Below are 25,967 nucleotides of genomic sequence, written 5' to 3' on the forward strand. Positions count from 1 at the left end.
AGATTAAAGCGGTAAAACAAATCGTTTCAGCTGCCCCGCAAGGAGCTCCCTCCCGTTTGACCGGGAGGAACATCAGACTAGTCGAGACTGGTCTTAATGGTTTTCTTCGTGCGCCATCGACAGGTAGACGATGGTCAGCATCATGAAGATGAACGCCTGCAGGGTGATGATCAGGATGTGGAATACAGCCCACGCCCACTGCAGAACAACGCCCAGGCCGCTGAGCCAGAGCAGGCCGCTGCCGAACATCACAGCGATCAGAATGAACACCAGCTCGCCGGCATACATGTTGCCGAACAGACGCAGAGCCAGAGAGATCGGCTTGGCGATCAGGGTGACGAATTCCAGCAGGAAGTTCACCGGGATCAGCAGGGCCTGAACGAAGATGTTCTTGCTGCCGAACGGGTGCAGGGTCAGTTCGCCGATGAAGCCGCCGATGCCCTTGACCTTGATGCTGTAGAAAATGATCAGTGCGAACACCGAGAACGCCATGCCCAGAGTCGCGTTCGGGTCGGTAGTCGACACGGCGCGGAACGGGATGTGTGCATCGCCGGAGATCAGGATGGCCAGCTGAGGAATCCAGTCGACCGGTACCAGGTCAACGGCGTTCATCAGGAACACCCAGACGAAGATGGTCAGTGCCAGCGGTGCAATCACCGGGCTACGGCCATGGAAGCTGTCTTTCACGCTGCCATCGACGAATTCGACCAATACTTCAACGAAGTTCTGCAAGGCACCCGGCTGACCCGAAGTCGCTTTCTTCGCCGCCATGCGGAAAAGAAGAACGAAGATCAGACCCAGCGCGACCGACCAGCCGAGGGTGTCGACGTGGAAAGCCCAGAAGCCCATTTCCTTGGCCTCTGCTGCGGTGTGGGCAAAGCCCCAGCCGCCGTTGGGTAGCTGACCGAAAGTCAGGTTCTGCAAGTGGTGCTGGATATAGCCCGAAGCGGTTGTCTCTGCCATGGTTGCCTCAAACGCCCTAAGGTCTCGAAAGTCTTGTTCTCATCAGCAGGGGAGCGAACCAGCTGACCGACTGCGTCAGCACGAACACGCCGAATACTGCGATCGGCGCCAGTGGCTTCACACCTGCGAACACCAGTGCAAACAGCACTGCCGTCAAAATAAGTTTGCCTGCCTCGCCGGCATAAAAAGACCGGACGATGGACTGGGCTGCTCGGGCGCCGGAAAACCGGAATGCCCTGTGAGCGAAATAAACATTGGGCAGCAAGGCTATCAGGCCTCCGCAAAGTCCCGAGTATCCGGCAACGACTCCATGCCATTGCCAGAGCGCCAAAGCGGCAATGAGCAGAATGACAAATTGAGCCATCAACACCGGAAAAACCGCCAGGCGATGGAAAGGCAAGCGGTTTGGCGTGCGGGTTTCCATCACAGTTGCTCTCCAATGGTCGGCTGCCGAAATTCAATAACTTGGCATAATTTGTGCCGACAAAATGCGCGCAGAGTATAGGGGCGGTTCTGCCCCTATTCAACTGTCAGGTAGTGATTTCCGACTGCGCGCTACATGAGGAAATGTTTCAGCGGATGTGTGCGAGCACACCTTGAAGCTCGTCGAGCGAGTTATAACCAATCACCAATTGGCCTTTGCCCTTCTTGCCATGGCGAATCTGCACCGCAGAGCCTAGGCGCTCGGCCAAACGCTGCTCAAGGCGAGCGATGTCCGGGTCGGGTTTTGCAGCTTCCACAGGCTCCGGTTTGCCACTCAACCACTGGCGAACCAGTGCCTCGGTTTGGCGCACGGTCAGCCCTCGTGCGACAACATGTCGCGCCCCTTCGACCTGCTGATTGTCCGGCAGACCGAGCAAGGCACGCGCGTGACCCATTTCCAGGTCACCGTGCGACAACATGGTCTTGATCACTTCGGGCAGTGCAATAAGTCGCAACAGGTTAGCCACAGTCACACGCGACTTACCCACAGCCTCGGCAACCTGCTGCTGAGTCAGCTGGAATTCCTGCTGCAAGCGCTGCAAGGCGACGGCTTCTTCGATCGGGTTGAGGTCTTCACGCTGGATGTTCTCGATCAGCGCAATCGCAATGGCGGTTTCATCCGGCACATCGCGGACCATCGCCGGGATGGTTTCCTGCCCGGCCTGCTGACTGGCGCGCCAGCGGCGTTCACCGGCAATGATCTCAAACCGGCCGCCGCCAATCGGGCGTACCACGATCGGCTGCATCACGCCTTGGGCCTTGATCGACTGCGCCAGCTCTTCCAGGGCCTGCGGGTCCATGTCACGGCGCGGCTGATATTTGCCACGCTGCAGCAGGTCCAGCGGCAGGTGTTGCAGTTCGCGGGTGTCAGCCTGCGCGGCTTGTTCTTCCAGCGCGCTGACCGTCGGACCACTCAGCAGTGCATCCAGTCCACGTCCGAGACCTCGTTTCTTGACGGCCATGGGGATTCCTTAAGTTGGCTGAGCAGCAGCAATGCGTGAATTTTTGCGCTGACGACGAACCATCTCGCCTGCCAGAGCCAGATAGGCCAGGGCACCACGCGATTGCTTGTCGTAAGCCAGCGCCGGCATGCCGTAGCTCGGTGCTTCGGCCAGGCGAATGTTGCGCGGGATCACCGTGTCGTACAGCTGATCGCCGAAGTGTTCCTTGAGCTGCGCCGAAACGTCGTTCATCAGGCTCAGGCGCGGGTCGTACATGGTCCGCAGCAGGCCTTCGACTTTCAGGTTCGGGTTGAGCAGCTCGGCGATACGCTTGATGTTATCCACAAGGTCGCTCAAACCTTCCAGCGCAAAGTATTCGCACTGCATGGGGATAATCACCCCGTCAGCGGCGACCAGTGCGTTGAGTGTGAGCATCGACAGCGACGGTGGGCAGTCGATCAAAATGTAATCGTAGTTGTCACGGATCGGCGCCAGCGCGCTGCGCAGACGGCTTTCCTTCATCTGCATTTCCAGCAGCACCACTTCGGCCGCGGTCAGATCGCGGTTGGCCGGCAGCAATTGATAACCGCCGTGCTCGGAGAAGTGCATGGCCTGACCCAGATCGCATTCACCGATCAGCAGATCGTAGACCGAGTTTTCCAGACCATGTTTATCCACACCGCTACCCATGGTGGCGTTGCCCTGTGGATCGAGATCGATCAACAGCACCCGGCGCTTGGTCGCGACCAGGGATGCTGCGAGGTTGATGCAGGTGGTGGTCTTGCCCACACCACCCTTCTGGTTCGCTATCGCGAATACCTTAGCCATTCTTGCTTGTGTTCCCAATCATGCCGTGCGGCGCAGTATCAGCAGATGGCGTTGGCCTTGGCAACCGGGGACGGCCAGGGCGTGTTCGCTATCGAGTTTGAAATCTGCCGGCAATGCTACCAGCTCATCGGCCGGATGAACGCCCTTCATTGCCAGCCAGCGTGTATCGGCATCGCCCAAGTGGCGAGTCCAGTTGGTGAAGTTTTCCATGCTGCTGAAGGCCCGGGAAATGATCCCGTTGAATGGTTGCGCAGGCTGGAACGCTTCGACGCGACTGTGGATAACTTGCAGGTTATCCAGCTTCAGCTCCAGTTTGACCTGAGTCAGAAAGCGGGTTTTCTTGCCGTTGCTGTCCAGACAGGTCACTTGCGAGTCCGGGTACAGGATCGCCAGCGGGATACCAGGCATGCCACCGCCACTGCCGACATCGAGCCAGCGACCGTTTTCGATGAACGACATCACGCTGAGACTATCGAGCAAGTGCCGCGAAACCATTTCGTCCGGATCGCGCACGGCGGTCAGGTTGTAGGCCTGGTTCCATTTGATCAACAGGGCCAGATAACCCAGCAGCAATTCGTGCTGGGTTTCTGTGAGATTGACACCGAGCTCGCGGGCTCCTGTGGATAACTCTTCGGCGTGCTGCGAAGTGACCTTGGCACTCAAGCGCTTTGCTCCAACTGACGGCCCGCGCCGCGTTTTTTCAAATGAATCATCAACAGCGAAATCGCTGCCGGGGTCACGCCCGGGATCCGCGAAGCCTGGCCCAGCGTTTCAGGACGTGTGGCGCCGAGCTTGCTCTGGATCTCCTTGGACAGACCGGAGATGTTGGTGTAATCGATATCCACAGGCAATTTAGTGTCTTCGCTGGCACGCAGACGGGCGATTTCGTCTTGTTGGCGGTCGATGTAACCGGCGTATTTGGTCTTGATCTCGACCTGCTCGGCGACCTGTGGATCTTCGGCGCCCTGCCCGGTCACTTCGACCAGACCGGCGTAGTCGATTTCCGGACGGCTCAACAGGTTGAGCAGGTTGTATTCGTGAGTCAGCGGTGTGCCGAATTTTTCGGCAATCGCATCGCCCTGCGGGGTGTTCGGCCGCACCCAAGTGCTTTTCAGGCGCTGTTCTTCAAGCTCGATGCTTTCGCGTTTCTTGCAGAAGGCCGCCCAGCGCGCGTCATCGACCAGACCGAGTTCGCGACCTTTTTCGGTCAGACGCAGGTCGGCGTTGTCTTCGCGCAGAATCAGGCGGTATTCGGCGCGGGACGTGAACATGCGATACGGCTCTTGGGTACCGAGGGTGATCAGGTCGTCGACCAGAACGCCGATGTACGCTTCATCGCGGCGCGGACACCAGGCCTCTTTGCCCTTCGCCCGCAGCGCGGCGTTGGCGCCGGCGAGCAGACCTTGAGCGCCAGCTTCTTCGTAACCGGTGGTGCCGTTGATCTGCCCGGCGAAAAACAGACCGCCGATGACTTTGGTTTCCAGGCTGTACTTCAGATCGCGGGGATCGAAGTAGTCGTACTCAATCGCATAACCCGGACGCACGATGTGCGCGTTTTCCATACCGCGGATCGACTGCACGATCTGCAATTGCACGTCGAACGGCAGGCTTGTGGATATCCCGTTCGGGTACAGCTCATGGGTGGTCAGACCTTCCGGTTCGATGAACACCTGATGGCTTTCCTTGTCGGCAAAGCGATGAATCTTGTCTTCGATCGACGGGCAATAACGCGGGCCGACGCCTTCGATCTCCCCGGCAGCGGAATACATGGGCGAACGATCAAGGTTTGCCGCGATGATTTCGTGGGTACGCGCATTGGTATGGGTAATCCAGCAACTGACCTGGCGCGGATGCTGCTCCTTGCTGCCCATGAACGACATCACCGGGATCGGAGTGTCACCCGCCTGCTCGGTCATCACCGAGAAATCCACAGATTTGCCATCAATACGCGGCGGTGTACCGGTTTTCAGGCGCCCGACACGCAATGGCAACTCACGCAGACGGAGGGCCAGAGCAATCGACGGTGGATCACCGGCGCGACCGCCAGAGAAATTCTGCAAACCAATGTGGATAAGTCCACCGAGGAATGTACCGGTGGTCAACACCACGGAATCGGCGAAGAAACGCAGACCCATCTGTGTGACGACACCGCGGACTTGCTCCTGCTCGACAATCAGGTCGTCAGCAGCCTGTTGAAATATCCACAGGTTTGGCTGGTTTTCCAGGATTTCGCGGACAGCGGCCTTATAGAGAATCCGGTCCGCTTGCGCACGGGTCGCCCGTACGGCCGGGCCTTTGCGGCTGTTCAACACGCGAAACTGGATGCCGCCCTTATCGGTAGCCATGGCCATCGCGCCGCCGAGGGCATCGATTTCCTTGACCAGATGGCTTTTGCCGATGCCACCGATGGCCGGGTTGCAACTCATGGCGCCGAGGGTTTCCACGTTATGCGTCAGCAACAGGGTTTTTGCCCCCATGCGTGCTGACGCCAGTGCTGCCTCGGTACCGGCATGACCGCCGCCGATGACGATCACTTCAAAACGGGAAGGGAAATCCACCACGCACCTCGTGCCTGCTTAAGTAGGTCATTCAGGAAATATTGAAACCAGGTTTCTGGACCTGGTCGGCAAGTATAGGGACTTCGCCCTTTCTAAAGAACCCTTTGCACAAAATTTAACCAGCTGTGGAGAACTCTAGGTTAAAAGAATAAAAAAGAGAGAAATTTATAAAACCTTTGTTTTTATGTTTATTCTTACTGAGCACCATTTCTGTGGATAGATCTCTACAGGCCATGTTTTACAATGTGTACAGAGATTAAAAACCCTGTGCTCATGTGGCAATGAGGCCCTTGGATAACCGGTGTAAGCCTGTGGATGAAAGGGGGGGTTATCCACAGCGTGGGTTATCTCCAGTTTTGAGGCCCTGTTATCAACTGCCCTCAGTGGCAGTTATTCACAGGGCTTAATCCACAGAAATTTGATGGAGGAAGAGGTACCGGGCAGCCGAAAACCGCTCAGGGAGAAAAAATCTGCCCGGCACTCTTGGAGGATTTTAGAAAAGAGGGAAGCAGACAGGTCGCGAACGGACCTGTCTGTGAATAGCAGGAGGGTTATTTGCCGATGCAGAAGCTGGAGAAAATCCTTCCGAGCAAATCATCAGAACTGAACGCCCCGGTAATTTCACCCAGGGAATGTTGAGCCTGGCGCAAATCCTCAGCGAGCAACTCCCCAGCGCCCGCCAGGGTCAGTTGCGCGCGGCCATGTTCCAATGCCGCGCTGGCGTGGCGCAGTGCCTCCAGATGCCGGCGACGTGCGCTGAAGCTGCTTTCCGAGGTCTGCTCGTAACCCATGCACGCCTTTAGATGATCACGCAGCAGATCGAGGCCTTCGGCAGACTTGGCACTGAGACTGATGGTCACGTGGCCGTCGTCACTGGTTTCCAGAGCAATCGCTTCACCGGTCAGATCGGCTTTGTTCCGGATCAGGGTGACTTTCGCCGGATCCGGTCGAGACTCAAGGAATTCTGGCCACAAGGCAAAAGGATCCAGTGCTTCTGGTGCGGTCGCATCGACCACCAGCAAAACCCGATCCGCTTCACCGATGGCTTTCAACGCCCGTTCCACACCGATCTTTTCCACATGATCATCGGTGTCACGCAGCCCTGCAGTATCGACCACATGCAACGGCATCCCGTCGATGTGGATATGTTCGCGCAAAATATCCCGCGTAGTACCGGCAATTTCGGTGACGATGGCGGCTTCGCGACCGGCCAATGCATTCAACAGGCTGGATTTACCGGCATTCGGCCGCCCAGCGATGACGACTGTCATACCATCACGCAACAATGCGCCCTGCCCCGCTTCGCGCAGCACTGTGGATAACTCATCGCGTACCTTATCGAGCATGCCCAATACATGACCGTCGGCGAGAAAGTCGATTTCCTCTTCCGGGAAGTCGATGGCGGCTTCGACGTAGATACGCAAACCGATCAGCTGCTCGGTCAAGTTATGCACACGCTGGGAAAACGCACCCTGCAATGAACGCAGCGCATTGCGCGCAGCCTGTGCAGAACTGGCTTCGATCAAATCGGCTATTGCTTCGGCCTGGGCCAGATCGAGTTTGTCATTGAGGAAGGCGCGCTCGCTGAATTCACCTGGACGGGCCAGACGGCAGCCCAGTTCCAGACAACGCTTGAGCAACATGTCCAGAACGATCGGGCCGCCATGGCCCTGCAATTCCAAGACGTCTTCGCCGGTGAACGAGTTCGGCCCCGGGAAATACAAAGCCAGACCTTCGTCCAGCACCTGCTGGTCGTCACTGAAAAACGGTCCGTAATGGGCGTAACGTGGTTTCAGTTCTCGGCCGCTGATGGCTATTGCCGCAACGCTGGCCAACGGCCCGGAAATACGGACGATGCCCACACCGCCGCGCCCTTGAGCGGTGGCGACAGCGGCGATGGTTTCACGGGGTGTGCTCATAAAGCGGCATCCAGACAAAAGTGGCAGATAGCAAAACGCCCCACTAGGGGGCGCTTTGAGTGGTGTTATCCACAGTGCAAGTTACGCCTCGGCTTTTTTCGTCGCCGCTTCGATCTTACGCGTGATGTACCACTGTTGTGCAATCGACAGGCAGTTGTTCACAACCCAGTACAGCACCAGGCCCGCCGGGAACCACAGGAAGAAGAAGGTGAAGATGATTGGCATCATTTTCATGACCTTCGCCTGCATCGGATCCGGAGGCGTCGGGTTCAGCTGCTGCTGGATGAACATGGTTGCGCCCATGATGATCGGCAGAATGAAGAACGGATCCTTGATCGACAGGTCAGTGATCCACAGCATGAACGGCGCCTGGCGCATTTCCACGCTTTCCAGCAGAACCCAGTACAGCGACAGGAAGACCGGCATCTGCACGAGGATCGGCAAGCAGCCGCCCAGTGGATTGATCTTCTCTTTCTTGTACAGCTCCATCATGGCCTGCGACATTTTCTGCCGGTCATCGCCATGTTGCTCTTTCAGCGCAGCCAGTTTCGGAGCCACGGCACGCATGCGCGCCATCGATTTGTAGCTGGCGGCCGACAGCGGGAAGAAGATCCCTTTGATCAGCATGGTCAGGAAGATGATCGACCAGCCCCAGTTACCGACAATGGCGTGGATATGTTGCAGCAGCCAGAAGATCGGCTGGGCAATGAACCACAGAATGCCGTAGTCGACGGTCAGTTCCAGACCTGGGGACAACTCTTTCAACACAGCCTGGCTTTTCGGACCTGCGTACAGCACAGCGCTGGTTTCAACTTTTGCACCTGGAGCAGCGGTCAGAGTCGGACCGGTGTAACCGATGATGTAGTTGCCTTTGCTGTCTTTACGGGTCTGGACGATATTGTTTTCGCCCTTGGCCGGAATCCACGCGGTCACGAAGTAGTGCTGCAGCCAGGCTACCCAACCACCGGTGACGGTTTCCTTGAGCTGCGCCTTGTCCATGTCCTTCATCGACACTTTCTTGTACGGCTCGGAACTTGTCCACAGGGCGGCGCCCAGGTAAGTCGCGGTGCCAGTAGCCGTGGTCGACGAAGGATCAGCGCTGGCGTCGCGCTTCAACTGGGCAAACATTGCGCCGTTCCAGGGCTGAGCGCTCTGGTTATCCACAATGTAGGAGACAGCGACGTCGTACAGGCCACGTTTCATGGTGAAACGCTTGATGTAGTTGACGCCGTCCTTGCTGAATTTCAGGTCAACGACGAGTTGATCCTGACCGTCAGCCAGTTGGTAAACCTTCTTCTCCGAGGAATAAACCGGACGACCGGCCGGGTTTGCATCCGGGCCGTTGGTACCGATCAGACCGCTTTGCGCCAGATATACACGTTCGCCGCCGTTATCGAACAGCTGGAACGGAACGTCAGGACGATCCTGACGACGTGGGTACAAAGGCAGAGTCAGTTGCGCAACGTCGCCACCCTGTGGATCGATCGCCAGATCGAGCACATCGGTCTTGACCTGAATCAGATCCTTGCTGGCGGCGACCGGCGTTTCGGCAGGTGCGCTGGTATCGCTGGCGGCGCGCGGAATATCGTCACTGGCAGCATTTGTGCCAGTGGCGGTGTCCGGCAAACCGGATGTAGTCGTACTGGAAGCAACATTCTGAGTCGGCAGGGCAGCCTGGCCATAATCCTGGTTCCATTTAAGAACCATGACGTAGGACACGATTGCCAGGGCGACGATCAGGATCGTGCGTTTGATATCCATGATTACTCGGCCATCGAAGAAGAACGGGAGGTAGGGACAGGTGGAACCGGGTCATAACCACCGGGATTCCACGGATGACAGCGACCTAAACGACGAAAGGTCAGCCAGCCACCGCGCAGAAGGCCATGATTTTCAATGGCTTCATACGCGTAGCAGGAACAACTGGGGTAGAAGCGACAGTGGCTGGCCATTAAAGGACTAATGGCATAGCGATAAAACTGGATCGGAACGAGGGCCAGTTTACGCATCGGTACTGTCTACCCCTACAGTTTCGGTTTTGACTGCCGGAACGGGCTTGTTGCGTGCCAGACGCTTCCAGAGTTTGCCGAAATGCTGAATCAATTCGGGGTTTTCTACATCACCCAAACCTTTGCGCGCGACGATAACGATGTCCCAGCCGACCAGTGAATCCTGGTGCAGACGGAACGATTCGCGCATCAGACGTTTGAGGCGATTGCGCTCAACGGAGAGCTTTACGCTCTTTTTCCCGATAACCAGCCCGAGACGGGGGTGATCAAGATCGTTGTTGCGTGCAAGGAGCAGGAGATTTTTCCCCGGAACCTTGCCGGTAGGGGAGTCAAAGACTGCCTTGAAATGCCGGGGGGTAAGCAGACGCTTTTCCCGACTGAAGTCCTGACTCACCTCCAGTACCGGATTATCAAACTGCCAGACGCGCACGACCTTTGGCGCGACGACGCGACAGGACTGCACGGCCGTTCTTGGTAGCCATGCGAGCACGGAAACCGTGGGTACGAGCGCGTTTGATAGTGCTTGGTTGGAAAGTACGTTTCATGTCGTGTTACCTGGTTCGTCCACAACGGGCCGGAATGGCCCCCGTTTTAAGAGACCGGGGATTCTAGAGAAAGCAAGCCTTCAGGTCAATTTCCAACCAGCGTTTCCTTATAAATAGATCAGGGCCGGGTTTGAGCTCGAAAGCCTGTCAGCCAGATATAGAAATAAAGAAGGGAATTATTTAAAGCTTTTCTGTAAAGCTTGTAAAAGCTAGACACGCCATCTTCTGTGGATAACTGCCATGGGGCCGTATTCTTCGGGGTGTACAGAGAATGACAACTACAGTGGAAAACCGTGTTCAGCCTGTGCTGCGCTATCGGAAAAGCTGTGTGTGAAAGGGCTTGTTATCCACAGGCTGGTTATCCACCGGGTTTAACCCCCAGTTGTCCAGTGCCCTCAGAGGCGTTTATCCACAGGGCTTATTCATGTGCCGTTGGTCGCCTTTTAATGCGTTAACGCATTGATAAATGATGGCGATGGACCTACCTGCATGTGGATAAGTGAACCGCTCGCCGCTACAATGGCCGCTTGTTTTTGCCTCACCGGCTTTCAACTTAGGGGATATCCGTGTCAGTGGAACTTTGGCAGCAGTGCGTGGAGCTTTTGCGCGAAGAGCTGCCTGCCCAACAATTCAACACCTGGATCCGTCCACTACAGGTCGAAGCCGAAGGCGACGAGTTGCGCGTCTACGCACCGAATCGTTTCGTGCTGGACTGGGTCAACGAAAAGTACCTGGGCCGCGTCCTTGAATTGCTGGATGAGCATGGCAATGGCTCGACGCCGGCGCTGTCCTTGTTAATAGGCAGCAAACGCAGCTCGGCACCTCGTGCCGCACCCAATGCGCCGCTGGCGGCCGCGCAGGTTGCTCAGGCGCAGGCCAATAATGTGCCAGCGAGCAATCCGGCACCGACGCCAGCCCCTGCTCCAGCCAAGCGTTCCACACAGAAGGCCGCTGAAGTCAGCGAAGAGCCTTCCCGCGACAGCTTCGACCCGATGGCGGGTGCTGCTTCGCAGCAGGCCCCGGTTCGCGCGGAGCAGCGCACCGTGCAGGTAGAAGGTGCGCTCAAGCACACCAGTTACCTGAACCGCACGTTCACCTTCGAGAATTTTGTTGAAGGTAAATCCAACCAGCTCGCCCGTGCGGCGGCCTGGCAGGTGGCGGACAATCCCAAGCACGGCTATAACCCGCTGTTCCTTTATGGTGGCGTCGGCCTGGGTAAAACCCACTTGATGCACGCAGTGGGCAACCATCTATTAAAGAAGAATCCGAATGCCAAGGTCGTGTACCTGCATTCCGAGCGTTTCGTGGCCGACATGGTCAAAGCGCTGCAACTGAACGCCATCAACGAATTCAAGCGTTTCTACCGTTCGGTGGACGCCTTGCTGATCGACGATATTCAGTTCTTCGCCCGCAAGGAGCGTTCCCAGGAAGAGTTTTTCCACACCTTCAACGCGCTGCTTGAAGGTGGTCAGCAGGTCATTCTCACCAGTGACCGCTACCCGAAAGAAATCGAGGGCCTTGAAGAACGCCTCAAATCCCGCTTCGGCTGGGGCCTGACCGTTGCGGTCGAGCCGCCTGAGCTGGAAACCCGCGTGGCGATCCTGATGAAGAAGGCCGATCAGGCCAAAGTCGAGTTGCCCCATGACGCCGCGTTCTTCATCGCCCAGCGCATCCGCTCGAACGTTCGTGAGCTGGAAGGCGCGCTGAAACGTGTGATCGCTCACTCGCACTTCATGGGCCGCGACATCACCATCGAGCTGATTCGCGAATCCCTGAAAGACTTGCTGGCGTTGCAGGACAAACTGGTCTCTGTGGATAACATTCAGCGCACCGTCGCCGAGTATTACAAGATCAAGATTTCCGACCTGCTGTCCAAGCGCCGTTCGCGCTCGGTGGCTCGTCCGCGTCAGGTGGCCATGGCGTTGTCCAAGGAACTGACCAACCACAGCCTGCCGGAAATCGGCGATGTGTTTGGCGGCCGCGACCACACCACCGTGCTGCACGCCTGCCGCAAGATCAACGAACTTAAGGAATCCGACGCGGACATCCGCGAGGACTACAAGAACCTGCTGCGTACACTGACCACTTGATGAACACCAGCGCAGCTTATTAAGGCAAGGGACTAGACCATGCATTTCACCATTCAACGCGAAGCCCTGTTGAAACCCCTGCAACTGGTCGCAGGCGTCGTCGAGCGCCGACAGACCTTGCCGGTACTGTCCAACGTGCTGTTGGTCGTCGAAGGCCAGCAACTGTCGCTGACCGGTACCGACCTGGAAGTCGAGCTGGTCGGTCGTGTGCAACTCGAAGAGCCGGCCGAAACCGGTTCCATCACCGTGCCGGCGCGCAAGCTGATGGATATCTGCAAAAGCCTGCCCAACGATGCGCTGATCGACATCAAGGTCGACGAGCAGAAGCTGGTGGTAAAGGCCGGTCGTAGCCGCTTCACCCTGTCGACCCTGCCGGCCAACGATTTCCCGACCGTCGAAGAAGGCCCGGGCTCGCTGACCTGCAGCCTGGAGCAAAGCAAACTGCGTCGTCTGATCGAACGCACCAGCTTCGCCATGGCCCAGCAGGACGTGCGTTATTACCTCAACGGCATGCTGCTGGAAGTTTCCGCTGGTGTGATCCGCGCCGTGGCCACCGACGGACACCGTCTGGCAATGTGCTCGATGCAGGCCGATATCGGTCAGCCGGATCGCCATCAGGTGATCGTGCCGCGCAAAGGTATCCTCGAACTGGCGCGTCTGCTCACCGAGCCGGATGGCAATGTCAGCATCGTCCTCGGCCAGCACCACATCCGCGCCACCACTGGCGAGTTCACTTTCACCTCGAAACTGGTCGACGGTAAATTCCCGGATTACGAGCGCGTCCTGCCGAAAGGTGGTGACAAGCTGGTACTCGGCGATCGTCAGGCGTTGCGTGAAGCGTTCAGCCGTACCGCGATTCTGTCCAACGAGAAGTACCGCGGTATCCGTCTGCAACTGGCCAGCGGTCAGTTGAAGATCCAGGCCAACAACCCGGAGCAGGAAGAAGCGGAAGAAGAAGTGGGCGTTGAATACAACGGCGGCTCGCTGGAGATCGGCTTCAACGTCAGCTACCTGCTCGACGTGCTGGGCGTGATGACCACCGAGCAGGTTCGCCTGATCCTGTCCGACTCCAACAGCAGTGCGCTGGTGCAAGAGTCCGACAATGACGATTCGGCTTACGTTGTCATGCCGATGCGTCTGTAATCAGCTGATCCTGAATGTCGTTAAGTCGTGTTTCGGTCACCGCGGTGCGCAATCTGCACCCGGTGACCTTCTCCCCCTCCCCCCGCATCAACATTCTTTACGGCGCCAACGGCAGCGGCAAAACCAGTGTTCTGGAAGCCATTCATCTGCTGGGGCTTGCTCGTTCGTTTCGCAGCACGCGGCTGTTGCCTGTCATTCAGTACGAACAGCTCGCCTGTACCGTTTTTGGTCAGGTAGAACTGGCTGAAGGCGGACACAGTGCGCTGGGGATTTCCCGCGACCGTCAGGGCGAGTTCCAGATTCGCATCGACGGCCAGAACGCCCGTAGCGCTGCGCAGCTGGCGGAGATCCTGCCACTGCAGTTGATCAACCCGGACAGCTTCCGTCTGCTGGAAGGCGCGCCGAAGATTCGCCGGCAGTTTCTCGACTGGGGCGTGTTCCACGTCGAACCACGTTTCATGGCCACCTGGCAGCGTTTGCAGAAGGCGCTGCGCCAGAGAAACTCCTGGCTGCGGCATGGTACACTTGACGCCGTTTCGCAAGCGGTTTGGGACAGGGAACTGTGCCAGGCCAGCGCTGAAATTGATGAATACCGCCGCGCTTACATCACAGCCTTGAAACCGGTCTTCGAACAGACCTTGAGCGAACTGGTTGAGCTCGAGGGTTTGACGCTCAGCTATTACCGAGGCTGGGACAAGGACCGCGAATTGAGCGCCGTACTCGCCGGTTCCGTGCAACGGGACCAGCAGATGGGGCACACCCAGGCCGGACCGCAACGAGCTGATTTGCGTCTAAGATTGGGCGCACACAATGCCGCGGACATTTTGTCCCGGGGTCAGCAGAAGTTGGTGGTGTGTGCACTGCGGATTGCCCAAGGGCACCTGGTCAGCCAGGCCCGTCGCGGACAGTGTATTTATCTGGTGGATGACTTGCCGTCCGAGCTGGACGAGAGCCACCGTCGCGCGCTATGCCGCTTGCTGGAAGACTTACGCTGCCAGGTGTTTATCACCTGTGTAGATCACGAATTACTGAGGGAAGGCTGGCAGACGGAAACGCCAGTCGCTTTGTTCCACGTGGAACAGGGCCGTATCACCCAGACCCACGACCATCGGGAGTGAAGGCATTGAGCGAAGAAAATACGTACGACTCAACGAGCATTAAAGTGCTGAAAGGCCTGGATGCCGTACGCAAACGTCCCGGTATGTACATTGGTGACACCGACGATGGCAGCGGTCTGCACCACATGGTGTTCGAGGTGGTCGACAACTCGATCGACGAAGCCCTCGCCGGCCATTGCGACGACATCAGCATCATCATTCACCCGGACGAATCCATCACCGTTAAAGACAACGGTCGTGGCATCCCGGTAGACGTGCATAAAGAGGAAGGCGTTTCCGCCGCAGAGGTCATCATGACCGTCCTCCACGCTGGCGGTAAGTTCGACGACAACTCCTACAAAGTATCCGGCGGTCTGCACGGCGTAGGTGTGTCGGTGGTGAACGCGCTGTCCGAAGAACTGGTCCTTACCGTTCGCCGCAGTGGCAAGATCTGGGAACAGACCTACGTCCACGGCGTGCCTCAGGCACCGATGGCCATCGTTGGCGACAGCGAAACCACCGGTACCCAGATCCACTTCAAGGCTTCCAGCGAAACCTTCAAGAACATTCACTTCAGCTGGGACATCCTCGCCAAGCGCATTCGTGAACTGTCCTTCCTCAACTCCGGTGTCGGCATCGTCCTCAAGGACGAGCGCAGCGGCAAGGAAGAGCTGTTCAAGTACGAAGGCGGCCTGCGTGCGTTCGTTGAATACCTGAACACCAACAAGACTGCGGTCAATCAGGTGTTCCACTTCAACATCCAGCGTGAAGACGGCATCGGCGTGGAAATCGCCCTGCAGTGGAACGACAGCTTCAACGAGAACCTGTTGTGCTTCACCAACAACATTCCGCAGCGCGACGGCGGCACTCACCTGGTGGGCTTCCGCTCGGCACTGACGCGTAACCTGAACAACTACATCGAGCAGGAAGGTCTGGCGAAGAAGCACAAAGTCGCCACCACCGGTGACGACGCTCGTGAAGGCCTGACCGCGATCATCTCGGTGAAAGTGCCGGATCCGAAGTTCAGCTCGCAGACCAAAGACAAGCTGGTGTCTTCCGAAGTGAAGACTGCAGTGGAACAGGAGATGGGCAAATACTTCTCCGACTTCCTTCTGGAGAACCCGAACGAAGCCAAGCTGGTAGTCGGCAAGATGATCGACGCCGCCCGTGCCCGTGAAGCTGCGCGCAAGGCCCGTGAGATGACCCGCCGCAAAGGCGCGCTGGACATCGCCGGCCTGCCGGGCAAGCTCGCCGACTGCCAGGAAAAAGACCCGGCGCTGTCCGAACTGTACCTGGTGGAGGGTGACTCCGCGGGCGGTTCTGCGAAGCAGGGACGTAACCGCAAGACCCAGGCGATCCTGCCGTTGAAGGGCAAGATCCTCAACGTCGAGAAAGCGCGTTTCGACAAGATGATCTCGTCCCAGGAAGTGGGCACGCTGATCACCGCTCTGGGCTGTGGCATCGGTCGCGAAGAGTACAACATCGACAAGCTGCGCTATCACAACATCATCATCATGACCGATGCTGACGTCGACGGTTCGCACATCCGTACCCTGCTGCTGACCTTCTTCTTCCGTCAGTTGCCCGAGCTGATCGAGCGTGGCTACATCTACATCGCCCAGCCACCGCTGTATAAGGTCAAGAAAGGCAAGCAAGAGCAATACATCAAAGACGACGACGCCATGGAAGAGTACATGACGCAGTCGGCCCTGGAAGATGCAAGCCTGCACCTGAACGAAGAAGCCCCGGGCATTTCCGGGGAAGCGCTGGAACGTCTGGTGAACGACTTCCGCATGGTCATGAAGACCCTCAAGCGCCTGTCGCGTCTGTACCCACAGGAGCTGACCGAGCACTTCATCTATCTGCCGGCCGTCAGTCTGGAAACCCTGGGCGACCACGCGGCGATGCAAGAGTGGCTGGCGCAGTATGAAGTCCGTCTGCGTACCAACGAGAAGTCGGGCCTGGTCTACAAGGCCAGCCTGCGTGAGGATCGCGAGCGTGGCGTCTGGCTGCCAGAGGTCGAACTGATCTCCCACGGCCTGTCGAATTACGTCACCTTCAACCGCGACTTCTTCGGCAGCAACGACTACAAAACCGTGGTCACCCTGGGCGCGCAATTGAGCACCCTGCTCGACGAAGGCGCGTACATCCAGCGTGGCGAGCGCAAGAAAGCCGTTACCGAGTTCAAGGAAGCCCTCGACTGGCTGATGGCCGAAAGCACCAAGCGCCACACCATCCAGCGCTACAAAGGTCTGGGCGAAATGAACCCGGATCAGCTGTGGGAAACCACCATGGACCCAAGCGTGCGCCGCATGCTGAAAGTCACCATCGAAGACGCCATCGGTGCAGACCAGATCTTCAACACCCTGATGGGTGATGCGGTCGAACCTCGCCGAGACTTCATCGAGAGCAACGCATTGGCGGTTTCCAACCTGGATTTCTGATCCTTGTAGGTTCACAGAAAAGCTGCACGCTTTCACAAATAGATGACCGGCCGGGCTTCAACCATGGCCCCTGTCGGTCACCATCAAGCCCGCCTTCGCGGGCTTTTTTTTGCCTGGAATTCCTGCCGGGGCGCCCTACTCCGCTCATTGGAAAATGATGCAGATGGGGGGATTTGAGGAAGTGATTTGATGGGGCGCTGGAAGTGCTGAGAGGGTCGGCGGGCGGATCTGAGCAGCAGAGAGATTGAGAGGACTTTAAAACTAATATTTGAACACCTTAATAGTTAATTAAGCGTACGTGTTAAGTATTAATTTGAACAATTTAGTATGGAAATGGAATTTGGTGGAAGTTGCCATTTTGGATTTTTTGTAGATTTCGAAGGGATGTTGGAATAAGATCTATGACCAACTTTTCCGCTTTGCACTGAAGATTTTCAGCCAAATCAGCTGTTTGAAGCGAGAGCTTCAGACCTGATCCAAATTGCTCCAGCGATCACGAAGTGGCCGTTTAGAAATAAAGAGAGCAAGCCGATTGCTTTAGATTCTGATCAGTCATGAGAGTCATGACCAATGAGAGAAAAGGAGACCTGAAAATGTAGAAAAACGCGATCAATCCCGAGAGGACTGACCGCGCTTAGCGAAGCAGACTTGCGTCCTCAGAACCCGCAATGTCTGCTTTTTCGAAGCGACTGTCAATCCTCTCCCATTTTTTCGACCTTAGCGAGGTTACTCGACGGCACAGTGTTGCCTGTCGAAAGGCCTCACTTCGCCCGCCCTGCGCCTTGATTTTTTGGCGCAGCGTCGGCGCTCGTTTCGAGATTTTCGGAGGTGTTTCATGACAGTACGAAAGGTGGTCACGCGGCGGTCCAACCATTACCGCGGCTACTTCCCATCGCTCAAAAATAAAAAGCCTGTGCCCTGGGAGTCCCAGCTCGAAGGCGCTCTTTTTCGGCTTCTTGAGCTGTCTCCTGCGGTCATCGGCTACGTCCCGCAGCCCAGTGAGGAACGTGTTCCATCGCTCCAGGGCTACTTCAAATATTACCCAGACGTACAGGTTTTCCTCGCGGATGGGCGCGAGTGGTGGTTTGAAGTGAAGCCTCACGACCGACTGAAGATTGCCAGCGTCAGGCAGCGACTGGATGCCGCTGAGCGCTACTTCAACGCCACTGCCCGTAACTTTTCGGTGATCACTGAAAAGTTAATTGAAGCTGAACCCCTGGCTACCAATCTTAGAAGGCTGATGTATCACCGGCGCGGTCCAGAGCTTTCGCATCAGGCGTTGGAGGAGGTAATGGCGACCTTCAACGAATGGCCGCCTATGACCGTTGCAGATCTGCTCTACGTGGTTGGTGAGGGGAAAGCCTGGCGCTTGTTAGGCCTTGGGGTGGTGGGCATTGACCTTGATAGGTCAATTGACACTGACTCCCCGGTCTTCCTGCAAGGGGGGCACCGTCATGCAAACCTTTTCCCTTAGGGTGAAATTGGTCGTCATCGTTCGTGGCGTACTGATGGTGCTTGAGAAGAGGCTTATTGACCGGAAGCTGCTCTTTTTCGATGAGCTTGGTGAGCCCACGAAGCTATCCGAGAAGGAGTTCTATGAGGCCTACGAGAAGCGCGAGATCGAGATCTCCGCTGATCAGCCATACCTTGGGAAGGTTCCGTATGTGCGGAACGTCCCTCCAGATATTTCATGCTTCCCCAAAAAACATGGAGATGAGGCATTGCGTCGACGCAAGTATCTGGACGACCTAACTAAGCGCGGTAAATACAAGCTACCGGGTGACGAAGACATGATCAAGAAACTTAGAGATATCGCCAAAAAGATTGGGGATGCGTGCGCACCCTCGGTTTCCACTATTCGACGTTGGGCAGCCAAATACATTGGCCAGAACGTAGTAAAGCTTATCCCTCAGCATGCCAAAAAGGGTCGGGCTGCCGCGATACAGGGAGAGCTCGAAGTTATTCTTGAAGGGGTGATTAATAAAACCTACCTGCAGGATACGATTCCAGCGGTCAGCGTGGTCGTTTCAGAATTCGAAGATCAGATAAAAGAGAGGAACAAAAGTCGTTTGCCTTCGGATCAGCTCAAGATCCCAAGCGGAATGACTGTCCGAAGGTACATCGCCAAGCTGGATCCGTACCTTGTGGATAAGGAGAGGCTCGGAAAACACGCAGCAGACAAGAAGCACCGTGTTGCGGCGGGTGTCCTACGTGTCCATGAGATTTTGGAACGTTGGGAAATTGATCACACCTTGTTGGACGTCCAGCTTGTGGATGAAACCTCGGGGCTGTGCATTGGGCGCCCCTATCTGACGATCGTCCTCGACCGCTTCTCTCGAATGGTGATGGGATATTTGCTCCACCTGTCGGCGCCAAATACGGAAACCGTGCTTCGTGTGATCGAACGCTCAATCCGTCCAAAAGCCGAATTGCTGAAGCGCTTTCCGAAAGTGAGAAATGAATGGTGGGCACGTGGGCTGCCGGCTCGAATAGTCCCAGACAACGCAGCGGAATTTCACGCGGGCGATCTCATCATGGGATTCAACGAGTTGGGTATCGAGATCATGTATCCCGCTTCAAGGGCCCCTCAAAGGAAAGGTGCCGTCGAACGCTTTTTCAGCACACAGAACCTGGGGCTTATCCACAACCTCCCGGGTACCACCTTCTCGAATATCCAGCAGCGTGGCGATTACGACTCGGAGAAGAATGCATGTTTCACGCTCCCTCAATTGGAGGCGGTGGTAGTGAAATGGATCGTCGATGGTTACCACCAGACTCCTCATCGGGGGCTGGACAACAGAACACCGGCTCAAGTCTGGGGGACTAGCGAGGCGAACCATGTCATCAGCCTTCCCGTCGACCTGGACTCGTTGGAGTGCATTCTGGCCAAGCGGGCCTCGGTGAAGGTTCACCATTACGGCATCGAGGTTGCCAAAGTGGGCTACCACTCTACGGAACTTGCTGAGCTCCGTATGCGTTTGGCAGACGGAGAAAAGGTAAACGTCCGCTATCGAGACGAAGCCGGGCACGTTTGGGTTCACGACCGCTTCAGAAACTTGTTCTTCAAAGTGCCCGCCAAAGATGAGCGAATGGCCGGTAAGAGCAGGGAGGTGTGGAAGGCTGCCGAGAAAGCGCTGCGAGAAAAATATAATGAGCAGCCTAGCTTCGAGGCTACGCACAGGTGCTACCAGGAAATTATGGAAGATGCAGACGAGGCCCGCCGTTCGCAGACGCTCAGAAAACGACGCGCAGCTGCCATAGCGAAAATCGACAAGGAGGGTCGAGTGACCGAAAGCACGCCTCCACCCAAGGTACTCGCTGAAGTGGAATGGACCGGTGACTCTATTCCTAACATTCCGCCAGCAGCCTTCAAGGTCTCGGTTCGTCGCCCTGCTGGGAGTTCTAAGCCATGAACGCCATCAATCTGTACGAATGCTACGAGCATGGTGAATACAGCTTTACGCTCCGCGATCGTTTTATTCACAGCCCTCAAGTCGAGCGAGCGTTGACGCGACTAGGCGATATCCACGGCGATAGTCGGCGTACCAGAGCAAGTAAAGGGTTGCTGATCCAAGGTCCAAGCGGAGTGGGCAAGAGCACATTGGTCAAGGAGTACATTCGGTCATTGGAGGAATTGGAGAGCCATGACCCACAGAAGCGGACAGTTCTGTTCGTCGAGATGCCTTCGTCTCCAACCAAAAAGAACCTGGCAGCAGCCATTTTGGCAGAGCTGAAGGATCCCTTCGCAGAGGCACGAGGACATTCGGCAGAGGTTAAATTTGCGCGAGTAGTCCTGCTGCTGAAGAACCTTGGCGTGGAGATGTTGGTCCTCGATGAGGCGCAGCACCTGGTCGATTATCGTCGTAATGGTGCGTATGAGGCAGCAGACTGGATCAAGAGTCTGATGAATGAAACCAGTATCGCGTTTGTTCTGATTGGGCTGAAGCGCACCGAAAATCTCCTGCTAGCAAACGAGCAACTGCGACGCAGGTTTTCGGCCACGGTGGCATACGATCGCTTCACCTTCTCCGCTAATACGTCTCTTCATTTCGTGATGTTGTTGCAGGCAATCGAGGGCGAACTGCCTGTTCAAACCATCAGTTTTGTAGAGCCAGCGATGATTAAACGCTTCTACCTGGCTTCCTATGGATTGATCGACTACCTCATCAAGATTGTGGACAGGGCTGTTTGGCTGGTTCAAGTCCAGGACCTTGTCGGGATTGAACTTCCTGTGCTGGCCCAGGCTTTTGAAGACGAGGTTTGGAGCTACGCCACCGAGGATCGAAACCCCTTCAGTGCGAGCTTCAATTTCCAGCCTCTGTTCGGGAAGCGGGAGCCGTTTGAGACGTTCGAAGAGAGCAGTACCTGACGGCCAAGGGCCGGGCTTATCGGCCCGGCTCTACTCCCCTGATTTTTATGTCTTCGATTTCATGGATGTGTAGGAATGTTTGGTCTTTTAATCAACCCACGACCACACCAAGACGAAAGTCTTTTGGGGTACCTGCAGCGCCTGGCGAAAGCCAACGGATTACCCAGAAAGGAACTGCTCACCGCCTTTGCACGAGCCGACGAGACCGATGTTGCGGACTGGCTGCAGATGATGGAAGGACCACTGAGCTGGCCTGCGGTATCTGCTGAGTTTCGTGATCCAAGGCCCAAGGGGGTCAAGTTATGGACGACTCATCACGCTCGTTACTGTCCGATCTGTTTGGGCGAAGCCGGTTATTGGAGAGAAAGCTGGGGCTTGACCCTGGTTACGACGTGTTCTGTCCACGGCACTGAACTCCACGGGCGGTGCCCCAACTGTCTGAAGGAAACCGATCCAAGCGCAATGAGTGCGAATAGTTGCCAAGCGTGTGGCACCTCATTGAGTGGGACCAATTTTGAGATCGCGCCGGCGAGTGATACGGCCGCCTGGCTCACCTCTGGCTTTGAAGATAGGTTTTACGCCGACTCGTTGCCAGCTGACGCGGGATTGGCGGCCCTCACCTACGAACAGTTTCACGAGTTGTCATCGCGTCTCGCTGTCAGAAGTTTGCCTACGGAAAGAACCCAGCCGCTGAAGGTTGCTGATTCGGGTTCGCTAGAGATATCGCGGCTTATGGCAAACGCGGCGGGCGTGGTTCTCATGAACTGGCCTCTCGCATTCAGAGAACTGCTGAGTGGCCTCAAGGCAGTCCATTCCGATAACGAACATTGGACGCTCAGCAGATCGTTCGGCCCGATATACCACGACATCCACCGTGATCTGGATGACTCTTGTTTTGACTTTCTTCGTCGAGAGTTCGAATCATTTCTGCAGCATGCGTGGGAAGCACCGTTAGCGAAGCGAAATCGCAATTTGAGTGAGGAGACGATTGAGAGACATCGTTGGGTGTCGTTCGATTCTGCTGCTGAAGCTTGTGGTCTCGGGGTATCAGTCATAAAACGCCTTCATCAGGAGGGACAAATCGCCTATCGGGAGAAGGTCCATGAAGATCGAGTCTTTACGGTCGTGGACCTGGATCATTTGAAGGCAATCTCGCAGCATCTCCAGGGCGTGGCTGATATGAAAGAAACCTCGACTTTGCTAAGCCTCTGTCGCAATCGGGTTAGGCAGCTGCTAGCTGGTGGTACCCTCCAGTTCTTTGGTGGAGAACCGCGCCCAGGCGAAAGGTGGCTGATTGACTGCCGCTCGATCAACGAATTGATTGATGAGAAGCTGCCTACCAGCTCTGACCAGAGCCTGGTGTCGATCAACTACTTGGCCAAGCATTCTCTGCCCAAGGGGGGTGGGTTGGTCGAGTTGGTTCAGGCAATACGTGCAGGTGAACTTCGCGCTTACGGCCCAGCTGAGAATGGCTCGGTTGCGGTAGGGGCGTGGTTACTCAAGCCGCAAGATTTTGCAGCGTGGCAACAAGCCCGAGCTGAGAACAAGAGTCCGGTCTTTCCCGGCCTGTCGGTAGTCAAGGCTGCTGCGCTGTTAGGCGTCAAAGAACAATGCGCATACGCGTTCGTTCGACTGGGTCTGCTATGGAGCACTGCTGTCGAACGAGGCCGGCGTACGCAATTGATGGTTAAGCCTCAAGCCATCGACAGATTCAGGCGTGGCTATATCTTGGGACCGGAGATTGCGGTGTATTTGGGGAAGTCGACCAGGGAGGCGTTCAAGCACCTTTGGGAGGCCAGGTTTCGCCCCGTTGCGGGGCCATCCATTCCAAACGCGGCTTGCCGGCAGTACGTTTGGGTAAGAAGCAAAAAGCTGATCGATTACCTCGCAAGTGAAGCCGCCCAGATCGACGATCCTGAAGCCATCACGTTTTTATCCACACCGATCGCTCAGCCTCGTGATTGCCGATTCAGGCATGTGGGATCAAGATAGTTAGCACGCTTTCTTTCTTGATTGCTAAAATCATCGAACCCATTTTGGAGAATCTTATGTCCCGTCTCGCTGAATTCCGCCTGCTCGAACAACAGCTCGCAGCCCAACTGGCGGAGCTGGAAGCGCTGAAAAATGACTCTGCCCTGAAGCAGGAAATGGAATTTGAAACGAAGCTGCGCAGTTTGCTCAACGAGTATGGCTACGGCCTGCGCCAAGTGGTGCTGATCCTCGATCCGCAAGCGGTGGCTTCCACTGATATGGCCCCAAAAACCTCTCGGAAACCACGCGAAGTAAAGGTCTACAAGAATCCACACAGCGGAGAGGTTGTTGAGACCAAGGGTGGTAATCAGCGTACGCTTAAGGCCTGGAAAAACGAGTATGGCGCTGAGGTAGTCGAGTCTTGGCTCGCCAATTGATTGCACTGCAGGCGGCTTCTGGCACGAGATGAATCGTGGTGCGCCCCGAATGCAAATTCCCATTCTGGGGCGTGACGAAATTTTCTGCGGGTGGTGGTGACACACAGTTTATGCGCATTAAATAGAGGTCCACTTCAAAAAATGGACTCTCCAAAATGCGGAATGCTCTCGTCTCAATCTCAGTGAACACCATCGCAAGCCTCCTGACTGCGCTTGTGCTTCACTGGATCACCCGTCCTCTTTCCGACCTCTCCATTCAGCCAATCACGGCCTCAAACTCTGGATCCAAGAGCTCTTCGTGCTCTTCGTAGATGAGAAATCTGGACCAGACAGCACGTTTCTGAACCACCCCATCAGAGCAAGCGTTCCCCTGGATTGAGCTATCTGGTGACGATTCGTTGAGTTTCTTCTCACTGCTAGGAAGAGCTCTGATTAAAAATTCGTGCTTCCTCAGAGGCTTAGCGATGGTGTCTGTAGAGGCTTTTCTGGAATGACGAGTAAGCTCCTGATGGAGGCGTTTTCTGCACTCCATCCCTCACGGGGACCGCTTGTCAAATCGAAAGGCCCTGCTATACAGTTCTTGTCAAAGGATTTGTCAAATGATGTAGAATCCGGTCCCTCGTTGGGCGCGGTGGAGGAGTTAACATGTCAGAACGCGAAGGGGTCTTAGCAAGGGCGCCGCTTATCTATGCGTTGAGCGTAATCAGATTTGCCCCGATTCTTAAGCTGCCAAAGCTGATCCCAGACATTCAGCACACGATCCGTCAGAGCCTCCCGGGCTTCTTCCAGATGGTCAAGGGCGTGCCGCCTGGGGTGATGCACAGCGGAGAACCGAATTCTTGGGCGTTCCTTAATCGGGATGCTGACTACGCGTGCGTGCTGGCCATGGATCACATGATCCTGCAAAGCACAAATTATCTTCATTTTGATAACCACTTAGCGCTTTTCCGTGAGTGCATTGAGGCGCTGGTAGGGCAAGCAGGTGCATTGGATATCACCGCTATCGGGATGCGGTACGTCGATAAAATTGAACCAGCTGAAGGTGAGACCCTAGCCGACTACCTTCCGGAAGCCATGCTCCCACTTAAATGCGATGAGCTAGCGGCGCATGGGAAAGTCCCCAAGGAGCAGCTTGGAATCTCTACTACCACCTACCATCTAGATCCGGAGTATCTGCACATCAGATGCTGGCGGCAGACTGGTATGTGGATACCGGAAGATTTGGTCGAGCCGGCCATGGTTTTCGAAATTGCTAAGCAATCGAGGAATTCATCCAAGCATGGTGCTCCTCTGCAAGGTGCATTTGTGCCTGTTAGCGAAAATGGTGCTCTTCTCGATACGGATGCGCATTGGCCGCTGCAGTTAGCCGAACGACTGGGAACCGAGGAGATCTGCACGAGACTCGACGGTTTGCATAAGACTGCTAACTTTGCTTTTAGGACAGTCGCGAAAGATCATGCCTTTGAGGTTTGGGGGAAGGCGAAATGACTACAGCAATGAATGGGCAATGGATTGATCCTACCGGGGCTGCTGTAAGCAGATCTTCTACTTGGGAAAACCCTGAAATTGCTCCGCGTGTAGGTAGCACGACAGCAAACCCTGTATTGGCGATTGCTTTCACAGCGATGCTGGCCGTTTCGGTAGTAGTCGCTCCTGGGACTGCCTCCCTGCCCTATCCACAACTTATCGGCTCAGCAGGCATGAGCTTTCATGGCGTGCATGCTGGTGCCTGGACCGAGGTGGACACCAGCCAGGATGCCAATGTTACCGAAGACGTAGCGCCGGCCTTAATCGAGGAGCTTAGGAGCGACTTCAAGTTGTCAGATAGCTCCATCGCGCAGATCTTCAACGTGTCTCGTCAGACCGTGTACAATTGGCGGACTGGAAAAACCGCCACTGGTTTTCCCGAGAGGCTTGCGGCTTTAACTGAGGCGTTGCGCCAAGTTAACGCCGAAGAAGCGCAGTATCTGCATCGGGTGCTTTTCTATCCAACCGCCGATGGCCGCCTGATTCAGGATGCGCTTTCGGATGAAGCGTGGAATCGAAATGGCGCTAAAGGTGTGTACGGAATGGTTGCGGAGTTGGCTGGCAAGGCGCAGCAGCTACGTGATAGGGACCTCAAAACCATCGCCAGGTTAGAAAAATCGGGCGGTTCGAATTTGGTTTGATT

The 25,967-nt window shown here is 56.0% G+C and carries 22 protein-coding genes; 11 read left to right on the plus strand and 11 right to left on the minus strand.

Features of this window, described 5'->3' with window-relative positions:
- Window positions 1-93: 93 nt before the first annotated feature.
- From atpB to rpmH, 11 genes are all read right to left on the minus strand, one after another.
- Complete coding sequence (gene atpB, locus FEE99_RS04330) at window positions 94-963, minus strand: F0F1 ATP synthase subunit A (protein ID WP_016772402.1); 870 nt, start codon at window positions 961-963, stop codon at window positions 94-96.
- 16 nt (window positions 964-979) lie between these two features.
- Window positions 980-1,387 (minus strand): F0F1 ATP synthase subunit I, encoded by a 408-nt coding sequence (locus FEE99_RS04335; RefSeq protein ID WP_016772401.1) that lies wholly within the window; start codon window positions 1,385-1,387, stop codon window positions 980-982.
- Between the two features lie 148 nt (window positions 1,388-1,535).
- Complete coding sequence (locus FEE99_RS04340; protein ID WP_007960777.1) at window positions 1,536-2,408, minus strand: ParB/RepB/Spo0J family partition protein; 873 nt, start codon at window positions 2,406-2,408, stop codon at window positions 1,536-1,538.
- Window positions 2,409-2,417: 9 nt separating this feature from the next.
- Window positions 2,418-3,215 carry a ParA family protein gene (locus FEE99_RS04345; RefSeq protein ID WP_016772400.1) on the minus strand — a complete coding sequence of 266 codons (798 nt, stop codon included), beginning with the start codon at window positions 3,213-3,215 and terminating at the stop codon, window positions 2,418-2,420.
- 18 nt (window positions 3,216-3,233) lie between these two features.
- Window positions 3,234-3,878 carry a 16S rRNA (guanine(527)-N(7))-methyltransferase RsmG gene (gene rsmG, locus FEE99_RS04350; protein ID WP_016772399.1) on the minus strand — a complete coding sequence of 215 codons (645 nt, stop codon included), beginning with the start codon at window positions 3,876-3,878 and terminating at the stop codon, window positions 3,234-3,236.
- Window positions 3,875-5,773, minus strand: coding sequence for a tRNA uridine-5-carboxymethylaminomethyl(34) synthesis enzyme MnmG (mnmG, locus tag FEE99_RS04355; protein ID WP_041476525.1), 1,899 nt, complete (start codon window positions 5,771-5,773; stop codon window positions 3,875-3,877). The genes rsmG and mnmG overlap by 4 nt, the downstream gene beginning before the upstream one ends.
- A gap of 551 nt (window positions 5,774-6,324) precedes the next feature.
- Window positions 6,325-7,692: a tRNA uridine-5-carboxymethylaminomethyl(34) synthesis GTPase MnmE gene (mnmE, locus tag FEE99_RS04360; RefSeq protein WP_041476524.1), complete on the minus strand. Its 1,368-nt coding sequence runs from the start codon at window positions 7,690-7,692 to the stop codon at window positions 6,325-6,327.
- 81 nt (window positions 7,693-7,773) lie between these two features.
- A complete protein-coding gene (gene yidC / locus FEE99_RS04365; RefSeq protein WP_041476523.1) occupies window positions 7,774-9,453 on the minus strand; it encodes a membrane protein insertase YidC in 1,680 nt (559 codons plus the stop codon).
- Between the two features lie 2 nt (window positions 9,454-9,455).
- Window positions 9,456-9,701 carry a membrane protein insertion efficiency factor YidD gene (gene yidD / locus FEE99_RS04370; RefSeq protein ID WP_027901580.1) on the minus strand — a complete coding sequence of 82 codons (246 nt, stop codon included), beginning with the start codon at window positions 9,699-9,701 and terminating at the stop codon, window positions 9,456-9,458.
- Window positions 9,694-10,095: a ribonuclease P protein component gene (gene rnpA / locus FEE99_RS04375; protein ID WP_024014946.1), complete on the minus strand. Its 402-nt coding sequence runs from the start codon at window positions 10,093-10,095 to the stop codon at window positions 9,694-9,696. Before rnpA ends, yidD begins: the two co-directional genes overlap by 8 nt.
- 16 nt (window positions 10,096-10,111) lie before the next feature.
- Entirely contained in the window at window positions 10,112-10,246 is a 135-nt protein-coding gene (gene rpmH, locus FEE99_RS04380) for a 50S ribosomal protein L34 (protein WP_003213577.1), read from the minus strand.
- Window positions 10,247-10,812: 566 nt separating this feature from the next.
- On the opposite strand from rpmH, the gene dnaA reads away from it, so the two are divergent.
- The 11 genes from dnaA to FEE99_RS04435 all read left to right on the plus strand — a co-directional run bounded on the left by dnaA (window position 10,813) and on the right by FEE99_RS04435 (window position 25,965).
- Complete coding sequence (gene dnaA / locus FEE99_RS04385; protein ID WP_024014947.1) at window positions 10,813-12,336, plus strand: chromosomal replication initiator protein DnaA; 1,524 nt, start codon at window positions 10,813-10,815, stop codon at window positions 12,334-12,336.
- Between the two features lie 39 nt (window positions 12,337-12,375).
- Complete coding sequence (dnaN, locus tag FEE99_RS04390) at window positions 12,376-13,479, plus strand: DNA polymerase III subunit beta (RefSeq protein ID WP_016772390.1); 1,104 nt, start codon at window positions 12,376-12,378, stop codon at window positions 13,477-13,479.
- 14 nt (window positions 13,480-13,493) lie between these two features.
- On the plus strand, window positions 13,494-14,597 hold the full coding sequence (gene recF, locus FEE99_RS04395) for a DNA replication/repair protein RecF (protein ID WP_016772389.1): 1,104 nt from the start codon (window positions 13,494-13,496) through the stop codon (window positions 14,595-14,597).
- A gap of 5 nt (window positions 14,598-14,602) precedes the next feature.
- Complete coding sequence (gyrB, locus tag FEE99_RS04400; protein WP_024014948.1) at window positions 14,603-17,020, plus strand: DNA topoisomerase (ATP-hydrolyzing) subunit B; 2,418 nt, start codon at window positions 14,603-14,605, stop codon at window positions 17,018-17,020.
- 835 nt (window positions 17,021-17,855) lie between these two features.
- A complete protein-coding gene (locus tag FEE99_RS04405) occupies window positions 17,856-18,494 on the plus strand; it encodes a TnsA endonuclease N-terminal domain-containing protein (RefSeq protein ID WP_011953077.1) in 639 nt (212 codons plus the stop codon).
- Window positions 18,475-20,433: a DDE-type integrase/transposase/recombinase gene (locus FEE99_RS04410; protein WP_016497347.1), complete on the plus strand. Its 1,959-nt coding sequence runs from the start codon at window positions 18,475-18,477 to the stop codon at window positions 20,431-20,433. Before FEE99_RS04405 ends, FEE99_RS04410 begins: the two co-directional genes overlap by 20 nt.
- Complete coding sequence (locus FEE99_RS04415) at window positions 20,430-21,389, plus strand: TniB family NTP-binding protein (protein WP_010951429.1); 960 nt, start codon at window positions 20,430-20,432, stop codon at window positions 21,387-21,389. Before FEE99_RS04410 ends, FEE99_RS04415 begins: the two co-directional genes overlap by 4 nt.
- A 75-nt stretch (window positions 21,390-21,464) precedes the next feature.
- Entirely contained in the window at window positions 21,465-23,381 is a 1,917-nt protein-coding gene (locus FEE99_RS04420; protein WP_010951430.1) for a TniQ family protein, read from the plus strand.
- A gap of 56 nt (window positions 23,382-23,437) precedes the next feature.
- Entirely contained in the window at window positions 23,438-23,797 is a 360-nt protein-coding gene (locus FEE99_RS04425) for a histone-like nucleoid-structuring protein, MvaT/MvaU family (RefSeq protein WP_010951431.1), read from the plus strand.
- A 645-nt stretch (window positions 23,798-24,442) separates the two neighbouring features.
- Window positions 24,443-25,285 (plus strand): TIGR04255 family protein, encoded by an 843-nt coding sequence (locus FEE99_RS04430; RefSeq protein WP_010951432.1) that lies wholly within the window; start codon window positions 24,443-24,445, stop codon window positions 25,283-25,285.
- Window positions 25,282-25,965, plus strand: coding sequence for a transcriptional regulator (locus tag FEE99_RS04435; RefSeq protein ID WP_126404318.1), 684 nt, complete (start codon window positions 25,282-25,284; stop codon window positions 25,963-25,965). The genes FEE99_RS04430 and FEE99_RS04435 overlap by 4 nt, the downstream gene beginning before the upstream one ends.
- Window positions 25,966-25,967: the final 2 nt, after the last annotated feature.

The sequence above is a fragment of the Pseudomonas sp. ef1 genome, from assembly GCF_007293365.2.
Classification (GTDB): domain Bacteria; phylum Pseudomonadota; class Gammaproteobacteria; order Pseudomonadales; family Pseudomonadaceae; genus Aquipseudomonas; species Aquipseudomonas siliginis.